Annotated in this window: 13 protein-coding genes; 10 read left to right on the top strand and 3 right to left on the bottom strand. The window is 72.1% G+C overall.

Translation table 11 applies throughout. From position 1 onward, the window contains the following. The first annotated feature begins 183 nt into the window (after window positions 1–183). The 3 genes from ACFVUT_RS28550 to ACFVUT_RS28540 all read left to right on the top strand — a co-directional run bounded on the left by ACFVUT_RS28550 (window position 184) and on the right by ACFVUT_RS28540 (window position 3,563). Window positions 184–1,035: an SMP-30/gluconolactonase/LRE family protein gene (locus tag ACFVUT_RS28550; protein WP_389653201.1), complete on the top strand. Its 852-nt coding sequence runs from the start codon at window positions 184–186 to the stop codon at window positions 1,033–1,035. 144 nt (window positions 1,036–1,179) lie between these two features. Then, a complete protein-coding gene (locus ACFVUT_RS28545) occupies window positions 1,180–2,448 on the top strand; it encodes an aminotransferase class I/II-fold pyridoxal phosphate-dependent enzyme (protein WP_389653204.1) in 1,269 nt (422 codons plus the stop codon). 44 nt (window positions 2,449–2,492) lie between these two features. Next, a complete protein-coding gene (locus ACFVUT_RS28540) occupies window positions 2,493–3,563 on the top strand; it encodes an MBL fold metallo-hydrolase (RefSeq protein ID WP_389653207.1) in 1,071 nt (356 codons plus the stop codon). Here ACFVUT_RS28540 and ACFVUT_RS28535 read toward each other — a convergent pair. The 3 genes from ACFVUT_RS28535 to ACFVUT_RS28525 form a co-directional block, all read right to left on the bottom strand. Continuing rightward, window positions 3,553–4,173, bottom strand: a complete 621-nt coding sequence (locus ACFVUT_RS28535; protein WP_389653211.1) for a DedA family protein — start codon at window positions 4,171–4,173, stop codon at window positions 3,553–3,555. The two genes, ACFVUT_RS28540 and ACFVUT_RS28535, sit on opposite strands and share 11 nt — an antisense overlap. Then, entirely contained in the window at window positions 4,170–4,952 is a 783-nt protein-coding gene (locus ACFVUT_RS28530; RefSeq protein WP_389653214.1) for an MBL fold metallo-hydrolase, read from the bottom strand. Before ACFVUT_RS28530 ends, ACFVUT_RS28535 begins: the two co-directional genes overlap by 4 nt. A 91-nt stretch (window positions 4,953–5,043) precedes the next feature. Continuing rightward, a complete protein-coding gene (locus ACFVUT_RS28525) occupies window positions 5,044–6,495 on the bottom strand; it encodes a PucR family transcriptional regulator (RefSeq protein ID WP_389653217.1) in 1,452 nt (483 codons plus the stop codon). Window positions 6,496–6,611: 116 nt separating this feature from the next. On the opposite strand from ACFVUT_RS28525, the gene ACFVUT_RS28520 reads away from it, so the two are divergent. The 7 genes from ACFVUT_RS28520 (at window position 6,612) to ACFVUT_RS28490 (ending at window position 16,127) form a co-directional block, all read left to right on the top strand. Continuing rightward, window positions 6,612–8,150: a purine-cytosine permease family protein gene (locus tag ACFVUT_RS28520; RefSeq protein ID WP_389653220.1), complete on the top strand. Its 1,539-nt coding sequence runs from the start codon at window positions 6,612–6,614 to the stop codon at window positions 8,148–8,150. Window positions 8,151–8,195: 45 nt separating this feature from the next. Then, window positions 8,196–8,615 (top strand): YybH family protein, encoded by a 420-nt coding sequence (locus tag ACFVUT_RS28515; RefSeq protein ID WP_389653224.1) that lies wholly within the window; start codon window positions 8,196–8,198, stop codon window positions 8,613–8,615. A gap of 87 nt (window positions 8,616–8,702) precedes the next feature. Further along, window positions 8,703–10,142, top strand: coding sequence for a gamma-aminobutyraldehyde dehydrogenase (locus tag ACFVUT_RS28510; RefSeq protein WP_389653227.1), 1,440 nt, complete (start codon window positions 8,703–8,705; stop codon window positions 10,140–10,142). 189 nt (window positions 10,143–10,331) lie between these two features. Then, window positions 10,332–10,745 (top strand): hypothetical protein, encoded by a 414-nt coding sequence (locus tag ACFVUT_RS28505; protein WP_389653231.1) that lies wholly within the window; start codon window positions 10,332–10,334, stop codon window positions 10,743–10,745. Between the two features lie 101 nt (window positions 10,746–10,846). Continuing rightward, complete coding sequence (locus ACFVUT_RS28500) at window positions 10,847–12,961, top strand: phage holin family protein (RefSeq protein ID WP_389653234.1); 2,115 nt, start codon at window positions 10,847–10,849, stop codon at window positions 12,959–12,961. 46 nt (window positions 12,962–13,007) lie between these two features. Beyond that, on the top strand, window positions 13,008–15,119 hold the full coding sequence (gene ligA, locus ACFVUT_RS28495; RefSeq protein WP_389653237.1) for an NAD-dependent DNA ligase LigA: 2,112 nt from the start codon (window positions 13,008–13,010) through the stop codon (window positions 15,117–15,119). Window positions 15,120–15,293: 174 nt separating this feature from the next. Continuing rightward, complete coding sequence (locus ACFVUT_RS28490; protein WP_389653240.1) at window positions 15,294–16,127, top strand: rod shape-determining protein MreC; 834 nt, start codon at window positions 15,294–15,296, stop codon at window positions 16,125–16,127. Window positions 16,128–16,138 lie beyond the last annotated feature (11 nt).

Genomic DNA, 16,138 nt, shown 5'->3' with positions numbered 1-16,138 from the left:
GCCGACGTTGTCGCGGTACGTGCCACGTGATTACGCTGGGTCCGTAATTCCGGCCAGGGGCAGTGTCGTCGCCGCATTCTCCGACTCCGTATCCGTGATCCGCTGGACCGAGGAGCGCGAGGACGAGCCGGCGGGTCTCGCAGCCGCATCCGCCGGTCGACCCGGACATCACGAGGGGCAGAAGTGACCACCACGCACCTGGAGGTGGCAGTACCGGAGCAGGCCGAGCTCGGCGAGGGCCCGACCTGGGATCCCGTCACCAGCCGGCTGATCTGGGTGGACATCGTCTCCGCCCGCGTCCACACCTACGATCCGGTGAGTGGCCGCCGGACGGTGATGGCCACCGAACAGCATGTCGGCGCCGCCAAGCCGCGGGCCGGCGGCGGGCTCGTCGTCAATCTGCGCGACGGCGTCGGGCTGTACGGCCCCGACGGCGCGTTCCGCTGGCTGGTCCACGACCCCGTGCCCGGGCGCCGGGGCAACGACGCGGCGGTCGCTCCGGACGGGGCGCTGTGGGCCGGCACCATGCGCTACGACGGTGACGCGACGGGCGGCAACCTCGCCCGCTTCGCGGCCGACGGTGCGGTGACCACGGTGCTGCCCGTCGTGGCCTGCAGCAACGGCATCGGATGGAGCCCGGACAAGCGGTTGATGTACTTCATCGACACGCCCACGCGCCGTATCGACGTCTTCGACGTCGACGGTCCGGACGCCGTGAACCGACGCCCGTTCGCCACCGTCGAAGAGGGCGCGGGTTTCCCCGACGGGCTGACGGTCGACGCCGAGGGAGCCGTCTGGGTCGCTCTCTGGGACGGTGGCGCGGTGCGCCGCTACACAGCCGACGGCGCACTGGACCGGGTCGTCGCACTTCCCGTGCAGCGCCCGACGGCCTGCGCCTTCGGCGGTGCGGACCTGCGCGATCTCTACATCACCTCGGCCCGCACGGAGCTCGCCGCACCCCACCCGCTGTCCGGTTCGCTCCTGGTGATCCCGGACGCGGGACAGGGACTGCCCCAGCCGGCCTTCGCGGGCTGAGCCCGCGTCACCCGGCCACGGCCGGGTGACGGAGCGCCCCTCGCGGCTCCGCCGAGCGGGCGCAGCCGGACGAACCCTCGTATAAAGGGGCCTGAGGGCGCGACGAGGGCACAGCGTGACGGGGCGGCGGCGAAGGAGGCCCGGATGGCGCGGGAGCAGACCGGGCGGGCGGGGCGCAAGCGACGGGGTGCGCACGCTGCCGGTTCCGTGCGGGAGGACCGCGGCCCCGTCCGGTACGGTCCGCCCGCCCCCGACCCCGGCCTGCCCGTCCTGCCCGAGCTGGCCGAGGTACTCGCCGCCGCGGCCGCCCGCGGCGAACCCGAACCGACCGGCGGCGGCACCGCCCTGCGCGACGCCGCGACTTCCTACTGGGAGCGGCGCGGACTGCACGGCAGCCCGGAGGACGTCGCCGCCGCCCCGGGCGCCTCCCCGCTCCTCCTCGCACTCATCGCCGCGCACGGCGGCGACGTGCTCATGCCGCGCCCCTGCACGGCGACCTGGATCCCGCAGGCGCGCTTGCTCGGCAGGCCCGCGTACCAGGTGCCGACCCCGGCCGAGTGCGGCGGCGTGCCCGACCCGTACGCCCTGCTGGAGACCGTGCGCAGGGTGCGTGCCGAGGGAGGCAGGCCCCGGTTGCTGCTGCTGTCCGTCGTCGACGATCCGACCGCCACCGTCGCCCCGCCGGAACTGGTCCGTGAGGCGTGCGAGGCCGCGGTCGCCGAGGGGCTGCACATCATCAGCGACGAGACCTGGCGCGACACCCTGCACCGGCCGCACGACACGGTCCTGCTCAGCCCGGCCGAAATGTGCCCCGACGACGTCACGGTCCTCTGCGATCTCGCCGGTGCGCTGATCCCGTCCGCCTGGCCGGTCGCGGTCGCCCGGTTCCCGGACACCGAGCGGGCGGCGGTGCGTCATGCCCGTACGCTCGACATCCTCACCGCGCTCGGCGCGCATGTCGCGGGTCCGGTCGCGATGGCCGCCGCCCACGTGCTGCGCGAACCGGCATCCGTCACGGAACGGGTCCGGCAGGCCGCCGCGCTCCAGGCACAGGTAGCGGCGGCGGCCCACCGCGCGGTCCTCGCAGCGGGTGCGCTGGCCAGGCCCCCGCAGGCCGGCCGCCACCTCTACGCCGACCTCGGGCCGCTCAGGGCCCGCCTCGCGAGCCGGGGTGTCACGGACTCCCTGGAACTGGAGGAGTACCTGACGGAGCGTCTCGGCGCACCGGTGCCGGGCGGTCATCGGTTCGGCGACGAACTGGGGGCGCTGCGCGTACGACTGGGCACCGGATCGCTCCTCGGATCGACCCCGGACCAGCAGATGGAGTCGCTCACCGCGGTGGAGCCCTTGGAATTGCCGCATGTGGCCCGAGCCCTGAGCATTTTCGGTGCAGCCCTCGACGAACTGCGCTGACCCCGGACCACTCCGGTGTCGATCTCCGAGACGGGAGTGCCCCGATGACGGAACAGACCGATCGCCCCCGCGCCGGGACCGCGCCTTCGCACCACGATCCGCAGCAGGCCCTGCGCGGTGAGGTCGTCGAACCGCGTCGGCTCGGTGAACCGCGGCTCTGGCCCACGACCTTCGCCGACCGGCTCACCGCGCCCCTGCCCGGAGTCACGGGCATGTCTCGCCCGGCGCGCGAGCGTGCCCTGCGGCCCGACGCCGAGGGGCTGCGCGGCATCCACCGGCTCCCGTACGCCCCCGAACCGCTGCCCGACACCCCGCCGGGCACCACATCCGTGACCTGGGCCGGACACGCCAGCTGGATCGTGCGCACCGGCGGGCTGACCGTTCTCACCGACCCTGTCTGGTCCCGGCGCATCTTCGGCACACCGGCCAGGATCACCCCGGTCGGCGTCCGCTGGGAGGACCTGCCGGCCGTCGACGCCGTCGTCATCAGCCACAACCACTACGACCATCTCGACGCCCCCACCCTGCGCAGACTGCCGCGCGACACCCCGATGTTCGTCCCCGCCGGGCTCGGACGCTGGTTCCGCCGTCGCCACTTCACCCGCGTCACCGAACTGGACTGGTGGGAGTCGGCAGAGCTGAACGGCGTCCGCTTCGACTTCGTGCCCGCCCACCACTGGTCCGAGCGGACCCTCGCCGACACCTGCCACTCCCTGTGGGGCGGCTGGATCATCGGCGCCGCCGGCGACGACGGGCAGCGGATCCACTTCGCCGGGGACACCGGGTACGGGCACTGGCTCGGAGAGATCGGCCGACGGTACCCCGGCATCGATCTGACCCTGCTGCCGATCGGGGCCTACGAACCGCGCTGGTGGCTCGGTGACGTACACATCGATCCTGAGGAGGCCGTGCGGGCGTACGAGGACCTCGGTGCCCGCGCGATGGCGCCGATGCACTGGGCCACCTTCCTGCTCTCGGCGGAGCCCGTGCTCGAACCGCTGGCCCGGCTGCGTACCGCCTGGCAACGGGCCGGGCACCCGCGTGAACGGCTCTGGGACCTGCCGATCGGCGGCTCCCGCGTGGTTGAGCGGGAACCCCGCACCCTCACTGGCTGAACCGCGCCCGCATCCTGCGCAACACCGCGGGCGACCCGCTGACCAGCAGGGTCAGGCCCACCGCCGCGACCACCCCCTGCCACGGCTCGGGGAAGAGCGACCCGCCCAGAACGCCGATCAACTGGTACGTCGCCGCCCAGGCCAGACACGCCGGCACATCCCCACGGGCGAACCGGCGCAACGGCATCGTGCCCAGCAGACAGGCCAGCATCACCGGAATCCGCCCCGCCGGTACCAGTCTCGACAGCACGAGCACCATCGCGCCGTGCTCCTCCAGCTTCTGCCGCGCCTGTGCCAGCCGCTCCGGAGCGGCCCGGTCGCTGATCGCCCGCAGCCACTTCGAACCGTTCTTCGACCGCACCCCGCGCTGACCCAGCCAGTACAGGCAGATGTCGCCGAGGAACGCCGCGGCCGACGCCACCGCGAAAACGATCAGCAGCGAGAAGGGCGACGACTGGTGCAATGCCACGACCGCCGCCGAACTCACCAGCGCACCCGTCGGAACCACGGGCACCAGTGAGCCCAGCGCCACCAGCAGGAACAGGGACGGGTATCCGACAGCCTGCTGCGTCGACTCCGGGGGCAGCTGCCTCACGACCTCCTGTATCACCTGGCGGCCTCCGGCCGCACCTGTTCGCCGTGGGACAGCCGGTGCACCGCCACCTCCGGCGCCAGGAGCGCGGCCTTGCGGACGAACTCGTCACCGGGGGCGTGGAACTCGTGCGGCCTGACGCCGTCCATGCCGATCGGCCAGTACGTGCCGTAGTGCACCGGAACGGCCGACCGCGGCGCCAGCCTGACCAGCGCCTGGGCCGCCCGGCCCGCGTCCAGATGACTGTGCCCCAGATACGGACCCCAGCCGCCCACCGGCAGCAGCGCCACATCCACCGGACCCACCACCCGGGCCATGTCGTCGAAGAGTCCGGTGTCCCCGGCGAAATACGTCCGCGCCTCGCCCTCGACCACGTAGCCCAGCGCGGGGGAGCGGTGCGGTCCCACCGGCAGACGTCTGCCGTCGTGCAGGGCGGGAACGGCCCGTACCCGCACCTCGCCGATCCTGACCTCGTCGCCCGGCGCCACCTCCGTGATCCGCAGCTCACGCACCGAGCGCAGCATGCGCAGCCCCGGTACCGAGCGCACCGCACCCACCGGCACGATCAGCCGGCTGCCGCGCGCGAGCCGGGCCAGTGACGGCAGGTGCAGATGATCGGAGTGCAGATGTGAGACGAGCACCACATCGGCGACCGAGGCCGCCGGACCGGGCAGCTCGCCCCGGCGGCGGCGCAGGTGCGCGAAACGCCGTACGAAGAGCGGATCGGTCAGCACCCGGATTCCGGAGTCCTCGATCGTGCAGGTGGCATGGCCCCACCAAGTGACTTCCACCGGCACGCGGCGCCTCCTCGTTCCCGGGTTCCTTGTTTCCGGCGTTTCCGGCCCTGCGTCGAGCCTAAGGGCTGTCCCGTGCTCCGTCCGGTCGCTCTCAGTCCGTGAGGCCCAGCGCCCCCGCCGCCTGGATGGCCAGCCAGACCTCAGCCAGGGCCCCGGTGGACGCCATGTCACGGCCGGTCAGCGCGCCGAACCGGCGCAGCCGGTAGGCCAGGGTGTTGGCGTGGATGTGCAGCGCGGCCGCCGCCGTCTCCGTGCGGCGGTCCCGTTCCATCCAGGTACGGACCGAGACGAGCAGCTGCGAGTCGTGGGCCCGGTCGTAGCGCAGGACCTCGCCCAGCACGTGCTCGACCAGCGCGGCCAGTACGGCGGGCTCGTCGGGCAGCCAGCGGCCCAGGGAGTCGTCGCCGTAGCGGACCACGGAACGGCCCGACTCGACGGCCTTCGAGACCGCCCAGAGCGCCTCGCGCTGGGCCACCCGCAGCGCGTCACCGGGCCGGAACGGGCGGCTCATCCCGGCCGCCACGCCCGGGAGCTCACCGATCTCCTCGGCCAGCCGCGGCGCCCCCAGGACATAGCGGTCGGTACCCCAGGTGAGCAGCAGATGCGGATGGTCCTGAAGGCAGCGCAGCAGTGCCTCGTCGGTGGCCTGCCGCACCACGATCAGCACGGTGTCGCCCTCGATCGCATGCCGGGCCAGCCGGCGCCGGGCCGCCTCCGGATCCAGCACCTCCTGCAGGAGCTCGGCCAGCGTCTCCGCGCCCTCCCGGCGCAGCGTCTCGCGCTCGTTGCGCACCATCGCGACCCGCAGTGCCGCGACCGTGGCGATGTGCTGGACGACGGCCAGACCGGCCGGCCGCGCGCCCTCCCGCTCGTACGCGACGAGGAAGCCCGCCGGACCACCGGGCGCCGGAACGGGCAGGACGAAGCCGCCGGGCACGGTCGGCGGAGCCTCCACGGAGTCGGGCAGCACGCCCGGCTCCGGCACCGGCACGCCGGGCAGCAGCGTGCGCCCCTGGGGCGTGCACAGAAACACGTCGTAACCGGAGAGGCGCTCCAGGCGGCGCAGCAGTGTCGGCGTGTCCAGATCCTCGGCGACCAGCCAGCGCAACGAGCCGAAGACCTGGAGCTGGGCGCCGAGCCGGTGCCTGGCATCCTCCTGGACCGAGGCGGCCACCTCCTGGGAGACCGCGATGAACGGGACGGCGAGCGGGACCTCCAGGACCGGGAAGCCGCGCTCCTCGGCGGCCCGGAAGAACGCGTCGTGCAGAGGAGGCGTGTGCAGCTGCGCGGACAGGGCGAGCGCGGAGACACCGGCGTCGTCGAGCCGCTCCAGATAGGCGCGCTGTCCGGCAGCGGTACGCGGGACCGCCAGGCCCGTCGTCATGATCAACTCGGAGCCCAGCAGCCAGGGAGTCGGATCGGCGAGTTCGCTGGCGTGCGCCCAGGAGACAGAGCGTCCCAGGCCGCTGCTGCCCGCCTTGACGGAGAGCTGCAGAGCGGGGAAGGAGAGCAGGTCCTCAACGGTGAGTTTGTCGCTGGCCACACACAACAGCGTAGTGCTCTGTGATGTACACAATTGTCGACCGCCGTCCGGGGCCACAGACTGTGGGACCGTCCCCATGAACGGGACCGTCCCCGTGAACCAGAGGTGGAGCGCCCGTGACAGCTTCGATCACCGAGATCGAGACCAATGGTGTCGAGCGGATTCCCGACGCCGACCGCACCGCCCGTCCGATCGATCTCTTCCGCCTGGCCTTCGGCGGCGCCAACACGTTCGCGACGTGCGTGCTGGGCGCCTTCCCCATCCTGTTCGGACTCTCCTTCTGGCAGGGGCTCGCGGCCACCGTGCTCGGCCTCGTCGCCGGTGCGCTGCTGCTCGCCCCGATGGCCCTGTTCGGCCCCACCAACGGCACCAACAACGCCGTCTCCTCCTCCGCCCACCTGGGAGTGCACGGCCGGATCGTCGGTTCGTTCCTCTCGCTGCTCACCGCGGTCGCGTTCTTCTCGATCTCGGTGTGGTCCTCGGGTGACGCGCTCGTCGGCGGTGCTCACCGGCTCGCCGGACTGCCGGAGTCCGATGTGACGTACGGCATCGCTTACGCGCTCTTCGCCGGGCTCGTCCTGGCGGTCTGCATCTACGGCTTCCGCTTCATGCTGATGGTCAACAAGATCGCGGTGATCGCCGCATCGGCGCTCTTCGTCCTCGGGGTCTTCGCCTTCGCCGGAGACTTCGACGCCGGGTACGCGGGCGCCTTCGCCTCGACCTCCGACCCGCTGTTCTGGCCGTCGTTCATCGGCGCCGCGCTGATCGTGCTGTCCAACCCGGTCTCCTTCGGCGCGTTCCTCGGCGACTGGTCCCGCTACATTCCGGCGACGACGCCCCGTCGCCGGGTGATGGGCGCCGCGTTCCTCGCCCAGATCGCCACACTGCTGCCGTTCGTCTTCGGACTGGCCACCGCGTCGATCATCGCGTCCAAGGCCGCCAAGTACGTCGACCCGGCCGCGCCCAACTACGTCGGTGGACTGCTCGCCGTCTCGCCCGGCTGGTACTTCCTGCCGCTCTGCCTGATCGCCCTGATCGGCGGCCTGTCCACCGGTACGACCGCGCTGTACGGCACCGGCCTCGACGTCTCCAGTGTGTTCACCCGCTTCAGCCGGGTGCAGGCGACGTTCTTCGTCGGCGCGCTGTCGATCGCCTTCATCTTCATCGGGCGCTTCGCGCTCAACCTCGCACAGTCCATCTCCACCTTCGCGACGCTGATCATCACCTGCACCGCCCCCTGGATGATCGTGATGACCCTCGGCTACGTGACCCGGCGCGGCTGGTACGACGCGGACGCGCTCCAGGTCTTCAACCGCCGCCAGACCGGTGGCCGCTACTGGTTCAACCACGGCTGGAACTGGCGAGGGATGACCACCTGGTTCGTGTCCGCCGGTGTGGCGCTGATGTTCACCAACCTGCCCGGCCAGTTCGTCGGCCCGCTCGGCGACCTCGCGAACGGCACGGACATCTCCCTGCCGGTCGGCCTCGCCCTCGCGGCCGTGCTCTACCTCGGCCTGCTCACGCTGTTCCCCGAGCCGCGCGGGGTCTACGGCCCGGACGGCCCCCGAATCGTCAGGGCGTCGGACATGCCGGTGCAGCCCATCGTCGGCGATCCGGACGAGGAGACCGCCGCGCGGGCGACCGCCGCGGTCTGACCTCCGGCCCCGACGCCCGACCCGCCCCGTGACCAGGAGCTGTACATGAGCACCACCCCCGCCCACGACGTCCAGGACGTCCACGAGGTCCGGGCCGCCGCCGACGCGCTGATCGCCGCGTTCGGCGAGGGCCGCCTCGACGACTACTTCGGCGCCTTCGCGCCGGACGCCACGTTCGTCTTCCACTCCACCCCGCAGCGGCTCGCCTCCACCGCCGAGTACCGGGCGCTGTGGCAGGAGTGGGTGGCACAGGACGATTTCCGCGTCGTGCGCTGCACCTCCACCGGACAGCTGATCCAGCACTACGGAACCACGGCCGTCTTCAGCCATGACGTGGAGACCACGGTCGCCACCCGGGCCGGCGAGGAGACCGTCCACGAGCGGGAGACGATCGTGTTCGCCCGCGCCGCCGACGGCAGCTGGCCGGCGGTCCACGAGCACCTGTCCGCCCGTACGGCCGCCTGACCACGTACGACCGCCCGACCGTGCGCGGTCGGGCGGTCGCGTTCCCACCCGCACCACCTCCGCACCGCCCCGAGAAAGACCGGTTCCATGAGCACCACGTTCCGCAACTACATCGACGGCGTCTTCGTGGACGCCGCCGACGGCCGCACCCTCGACGTCGTGGACCCCAGCACGGGCGAGGTCTATGCGACCTCCCCGCTCTCCGGCGAGGCGGACGTCGACGCCGCGATGGCCGCCGCCGCTGCGGCGTTTCCCGTCTGGCGGGACTCCACCCCTTCCGCACGGCAGCTGGCCCTGCTCAAGATCGCCGATGCGATGGAGGCGCGGGCCGACGACCTGGTGGCCACCGAGAGCCGTGACACCGGAAAACCCCTCCACCTCACCCGCAGTGAGGAACTGGCCCCGGCGATCGACCAGATCCGGTTCTTCGCCGGTGCGGCGCGGATGCTCGAAGGCCGCTCGGCCGGCGAGTACATGGAGGGCCTGACCTCGATCATCCGGCGCGAGCCGGTGGGCGTCTGCGCGCAGGTCGCGCCGTGGAACTACCCGATGATGATGGCCGTGTGGAAGTTCGCCCCGGCGCTCGCCGCGGGCAACGCCGTCGTCCTCAAGCCGTCCGACACCACGCCGGCCTCCACCGTCCTCCTCGCCGAGATCATCGGCGGCGTACTGGAGGAGATGGAACTGCCCCGCGGCATCTTCAACGTCGTCTGCGGAGACCGGGAGACCGGCCGCGCGATGGTCGAACACCCGACGCCCGCGATGGCCTCCATCACCGGCTCGGTACGGGCCGGCATCCAGGTCGCGCAGAGTGCTGCCAAGGACGTCAAGCGCGTCCACCTGGAGCTCGGCGGCAAGGCCCCGGCGGTGATCTTCGAGGACGCCGACCTGGGGAAGGCGGTCGAGGACCTGATCATCGGCGGCTTCTTCAACGCGGGGCAGGACTGTACGGCCGCGACCCGGGTCCTGGTCCACGAGTCCGTCCACGACGAGTTCGTCGCCGCCCTCGCCAAGGCCGCCGCCGACACGAAGACGGGCCTGCCGGACGACGAGGACGTGCTGTACGGCCCGCTCAACAACGCCAACCAGCTCAAGCAGGTCAGCGGCTTCATCGACCGGCTGCCCGCACACGCCGAGGTCGAGGCGGGCGGCCACCGGGTCGGCGAGAAGGGCTACTTCTACGCCCCGACCGTCGTCTCCGGCCTGAAGCAGGACGACGAGATCGTCCAGAACGAGGTCTTCGGCCCGGTCATCACCGTCCAGAAGTTCACGGACGAGGCCCAGGCCGTCGCCTACGCCAACGGCGTCGACTACGCGCTCGCCTCCTCGGTGTGGACCAAGGACCACTCCCGCGCCATGCGGATGTCCAAGAACCTCGACTTCGGCTGCGTCTGGATCAACACCCACATGGCACTCGTCGCCGAGATGCCGCACGGCGGATTCAAGAAGTCCGGCTACGGCAAGGACCTCTCCGCGTACGGCTTCGAGGACTACACCCGCATCAAGCACGTCATGACCTCGCTCTGACCCGCGTATGTCCCCTGCGCGCGCGCATGCCCCCTGTGCGTGTGCCCCCCGCCCCGGTTCCGTCCCGGAGCGGGGGGCGCACACGCGTTCGTGCACGTATTCCGCACTCCTCCTGCCCCGACACGCGCCTTCTTGCGCGCGGGACGGAGGGGTAGGGTCGCCCGTACGCCTAGCACGGGGGGAACGCTCATGGGGGACGCGACGGACGTACGCGTGACGGCCATCGCCAGCCTCACGCCTCTCGAAGAGCTCGACAGCGACCCCTTCCTCGTGGACACCCGCGGCCAGCACGACATGTGCGCCCGCTGGGCCGCCGACAAGGGATACGTCGTCACCCGGCAGCTGCGCCTCTACGGACTGCGCCCCGACCACCACGCCCTGTGGACGGATGTCGAGAGCGGCGATGTCCACCTCTTCGTCGCCGCCAACGACCGGGTGCTGGCGCGGGCCCTCACCTCGGTGCAGGAGTTCGCCGCGGAGTGCGACCGGCGCGGTGTACGGCTGGAGATCGCGGGCCTGGAGGAGCCGCCGTACAACGCCCGTACGAAGGCGAGTGTGCACCGCAGGCTCTCCATGCCGACCGCCGGATACGACGGCTGCTGACCGGTCTCCCGCCCGCAGCCGTCGGCGGACGGCGACCGGCGCTGTGAAAAGCTGGGGGACAGGGCCCGGAACGGCGGGGTCCGGACGTGAGGTGGAACGGCGTGGACGACGGGCGATGGCGAACAGCCGGCAGCGCCCTGATGCGAGTGGTGGTGGTGTGGGCGGTCTCGACGCTCACGATGCTGGCGCTCGCCGGGATACTGCCGGACTTCCAGCTCCAGTCGGACGACGGCGACAGCATCACGAAGACCGCGTTCACCGCGGCGTGGGGCGCCGGAGCGTTCGGCCTGCTCTCCGCACTGGTCTGGCCGGTTCTGGTACGGGCCCTGCTCATCGTGCCCGCACTCGTCCTCGGAATGCTCGTCTTCTTCCTGAACGGATCGCTGCTGCTGGTCGCCCTGCGGCTCATCCCGGACGGGCGGGGCGCCGCCGCCCCGGAGACCGCCGTCGTCGTCGCCGCCGTGATGTCCGCCGTGGCCTCCGCGACCTCCACGGCCCTCGCCGTCCGCGACGACAACGCCTACCGGCGCCGGCTCTCACGGCTCGCCGACCGCCGCCGACGGCGCAGCGGCGTGGACAACGGGCGCAACGGCCCCCCGGGCATCGTCTTCATCCAGCTCGACGGTGTCGGCCATGACGTGCTCGCCCGGGCCGCCGGATCCGGCCTGATGCCGACCGTCGCCGACCGGATCGCCGACGAGAAGAGGCACCGGATCATCCCGTGGCGCACCGACTGGTCCAGCCAGACCGGCGCCAGTCAGCTCGGCATCCTGCACGGCAGCAACCACGACGTCCCGGCCTTCCGCTGGTACGAGAAGGAGACCGGCGACGTCATGGTCTCCAGCCGGCCCGCGAGCGCCATCGAGCTCCAGCGCCGGGCCATCGCACGCACCCACGACAACGGGCTGCTCACACTCGACGGCGCCAGCCGCGGCAACCTCTTCAGCGGCGGTGCCGACCAACTGGCCCTCGTCCTGTCCATGGCCGCACGCCTCGGCAAGGGCCGCCGCTCCCGTGCCGGATACTTCGCCTACTTCTCCGATCCGGCCAACGCCGTCCGCACCGCGCTGTCGTTCGCCGCCGAGGTCTGCCGCGAGATCGGACAGTCGACCGCGGCGCGGATCCGGAAGGACACGCCCCGGATCAAGCGCGGCGGGCTCTACCCCTTCATCCGGGCGTTCGCGACCGTCGTCGAACGCGATGTGGTGGTGTCCGCCGTCATCGGCGACATGTTCGCCGGCCGCACCGCCGTCTACGCCGACCTGGTCGCGTACGACGAGGTGGCACACCACTCCGGCCCGAACAGCCGTGACGCGCAGAAGGTGCTCGCGCGACTGGACCGCTCGCTCGCCCTGATAGCCAAGGTCGCCGAACACACCCCGCGCCGGTACCGGATCGTGCTGCTCTCCGACCACGGACAGAGTCCCGGGGAGACCTTCGCGGGGGCGTACGGGCTGACGCTCAAGGACCTGGTGCGGGCGGGCTGCGGGCTGCCCGTGTCCCGTCGGGCGCAGCGCACCCGCAGCGGTTCCGAGGCGCGTGACGCGGTACGGATCGCCCTGCACCGCGGGCCGGTCGAGGAGGGGGAGGCGGAATACCGCACCAAGCCGTCCGACCCGGTCGTCCTCGCCTCCGGCAACCTCGGACTGATCTCCTTCCCCGACATCGAGGGACGCGCCTCGCGCGAACAGCTGGACCGGAGCCGTCCCGCACTGCTCGGCACCCTCGCCAACCATCCCGGCATCGGCTTCCTGCTGGTCCGCAGCGAGCGGCACGGATCCCTGGTGCTGGGCCGCGACGGCGCCGAGGTCCCGGTGTCGGAACTGCAGGACGGGCAGGGGCCGCTGGCCCCCTTCGGGCCGGGCGCGGCAGCCGCGGTGCGCCGCACCGACACCTTCCCGCACGCCGCCGACATCATGGTCAACTCGATGCACGACGTGGCCACGGGCCGGGTGCACGCCTTCGAGGAGCAGATCGGCTCGCACGGCGGCCTGGGCGGCGAGCAGTCCCGGCCGTTCCTGCTGTGGCCGACGGATCTGTCGGCACCGGTGGCGGAGGGTACGGAGCTGGCGGGAGCCGAGCAGGTGCACCAGGTGCTGCGGCGCTGGCTGCGGGAGTGCTCCGGGCCGCAGATCCCGCTGGCTCCCCGGGACGCGGTGGGCGCGGAGCCGGGCGGCGCCGACGAGGCGGACGGCACGGTTCGGGCGGCGAGCTGAGGGGCGTTGTCGCTGCTCAGGGGCATTGTCAGTGGGGGGCGGCAGGATGGGGGTCATGACGAACTCAGCTGTTGTGCTCGCCGATACTGCCGCCTACGCCGCCGCGGTCGAAGAAGCGTCGGAGGCTGCTGCCGCGTACTACGCCACGGGCGAGAGCACGCTCGACGACGACGCGTACGACCGCCTCGTGCGGGGGATCGCCGCCTATGAACTCCAGCACCCGCAGGAGGTGCTGGAGGCGTCCCCCACCGGAAAGGTCGCGGGCGGCGCCGCGAGCGGGGACGTGCCGCACACGGTGCCGATGCTGTCCCTGGACAACGTCTTCTCGGCCGAACAGTTCGTCACCTGGACGGCGTCGCTGGAGCGCCGGATCGGCCGGCCCGTCGCCGCGTGGAGCGTGGAGCCGAAGCTCGACGGCCTGGCTGTCGCCGCCCGTTACCGCGCGGGCCGTCTGGAACAGCTGATCACCCGGGGCGACGGCACCGCGGGCGAGGACGTCTCGCATGCGATCGGCACCGTCGTGGGCCTGCCGCAGCGGCTCGCCGAGCCGGTGACGATCGAGGTACGCGGCGAGATCCTCATGACCACCGAGCAGTTCGAGCAGGCCAACGCCGTGCGCACCGAGCACGGCGGCACCCCCTTCGCCAACCCGAGGAACGGAGCGGCGGGCACCCTCCGCGCCAAGGACCGCGCGTACACGGTGGAGATGACCTTCTTCGCCTACGGCGCCCTCCCGCTGCCCGAGTCCGGACAGCTGACCGACACTCTCGCCGAACTGCCGCACAGCGAGGTGCTGGAGTACGTCGCGGGTCTCGGTGTGCACACCGCCGCGGACACGGCCGTGGCGCCGCGCACCCTCACCGCCGTCGAGGAGGTGCAGGCCCGGGTCGAGGAAGTGGCGGCCCTGCGTGCCTCGTTGCCGTTCGGCATCGACGGCATCGTGATCAAGGCGGATCTCGCGGCCGACCAGCGCGAGGCCGGTTCCGGGACCAGGGCGCCGCGCTGGGCCATCGCCTACAAGCTCCCGGCCGTCGAAAAGGTCACCCGGCTGCTCGGCGTCGAGTGGAACGTGGGCAGGACCGGCATCATCGCGCCGCGCGCCGTGCTGGAGCCGGTCGAGATCGACGGCTCCACCGTCAGCTACGCCACCCTGCACAACCCGGCCGACATCACCCGCCGCGATCTGCGCCTGGGCGACCGCGTGATGGTGTACAAGGCGGGCGACATCATCCCCCGTATCGAGGCGCCCGTAGCCCATCTGCGGACGGGGGACGAGCAGCCCATAGTCTTCCCCGAGACATGTCCGCAGTGCGGATCCGAGATCGACACCAGTGAGCAGCGCTGGCGCTGCGTCCGGGGCCGCGACTGCCGCCTCGTCGCCTCCGTCTCGTACGCGGCGGGCCGCGATCAGCTCGACATCGAGGGCCTCGGCGCCACTCGGGTCGTCCAGCTCGTCGACGCCGGCCTGGTGGCCGACTTCGCCGACCTCTTCACCCTCGACCGGGAGCAGCTGCTCGGCCTGGACCGGATGGGCGAGACCAGTACCGACAACCTCCTGGCCGCCATCGAAACGGCACGGGCCCAGCCACTCTCCCGGGTCTTCTGCGCCCTGGGAGTACGCGGCACCGGGCGCTCCATGTCACGGCGGATCGCCCGGTACTTCGCGGACATGGACCGGATCAGGGCCGCCGACGCCGAGGAGCTCCAGCGGGTCGACGGCATCGGCAAGGAGAAGGCGGCGGGTGTCGTCGCGGAGCTGGTGGAGCTGGCCCCGCTCATCGAGAAGCTGGTGGCCGCCGGGGTCAACATGACCGAGCCCGGTGCGGTGCCGCCGCCGGAGCCGGGCGACGAAGGCACGGAAGCGGCTGCCGCCGAGGAGGGTGAGCCGGCCGAGGGTCTGCCGCTGGAGGGGATGACCGTGGTGGTCACCGGAGCCATGACCGGCGTGCTGGAGAAGCTGTCCCGGAACGAGATGAACGAGCTGATCGAGCGAGCCGGCGGGAAGTCCTCGTCCAGCGTCTCCAAGCGCACCACACTTCTGGTCGCCGGGGAGAAGGCCGGATCGAAGCGGACCAAGGCCGAGGACCTCGGTGTCCGGATCGCCGCGCCCGACGAGTTCGCCGAACTGATCGCCGGATTCCTGCCGTCCCAGGTGTGACGGGCGGGATGTGACGGGCGGGGTGGAATCCGTCACCGCCCTCCGACCCTTGCATTGTGCCGGGGAGTGGCTTTCTTTGCCTCCCTATTGCATAGTGAGGGCTCGGCCATGCCTCGCTATCAGCGGGTCAATGGGTGGGTGTACGGCCGCGTCGGCAGGCCGGGGGGAGGAGCGATGCGTTCGCTGCACGACGGTCCGCGCATCGCCCGGTCCGTCCTCCGGCAGTACCGGGGCGTCACCCGCGGCCTCGCCCTCGACCTCGGCAGCTCCCGGCCCCGCGCCTGGATGCCCGGACACGGCGTCATCGCCGATGCCGACGACTTCGCCGGCCTCGGCGCCTTCGGTTCCGGGCCGGGGCACGGCAGCCCGGTACGGCGGGGGCGGATCGTCGACCCCGAATCCTGCGGCCGGCTGCTCGGCCGCATCGCCGACAGGGCACTGGGCACGGACCGCACCGATGCCGTGATCGTCCTCAGCCATCCCGTCCTCGCCGGGCCGGGCCACCGCGCCACGGCACGAGAACTGATCACCGCACTCGGGCCGACGAGCGTCATCGCCCTGGACAGCGCGAGGGCCGCCGCCGCGTATGCCGGTCCTCAGGACGGCGGCCCCCTGCTCGTCGTCGACATCGGCGCCGAACTGACCGAGACGACCCTCCTCGTCGACGGACTGGTCCGCGATGCCCGCCAGGCCGAGACGGGCCTGACCGATCTCGATCCCTCCGAGCCGCCCACCGCCGTCGTCCGCGCCGTCGTGGACATGGTCGACGAGATGTGGAGGCAGGACCGGCACGGCGCCGTCCTGGGAGCGCTGCGCAGGGGCCCGTTGCTCGCCGGGGGCGGTGCCGCCCGCCGCGACATCACCGACCGGATCGCGGCACGCGTCGGTGTTCCGGTCCGCCTCTGCGAGGACCCGGCGACCACGGCCGTACGCGGTGCGGGCCTGATACTCGACTCCGTGCTCCGCCACGCCGGTGTGGCGCCGGCCCTGTCCGGCCGAACGAGGTGACTCCCCTCCCG

It is taken from the genome of Streptomyces sp. NPDC058051, from assembly GCF_042885475.1.
GTDB lineage: Bacteria > Actinomycetota > Actinomycetes > Streptomycetales > Streptomycetaceae > Streptomyces.
This window is presented reverse-complemented; position numbering and strand designations above follow the sequence as displayed.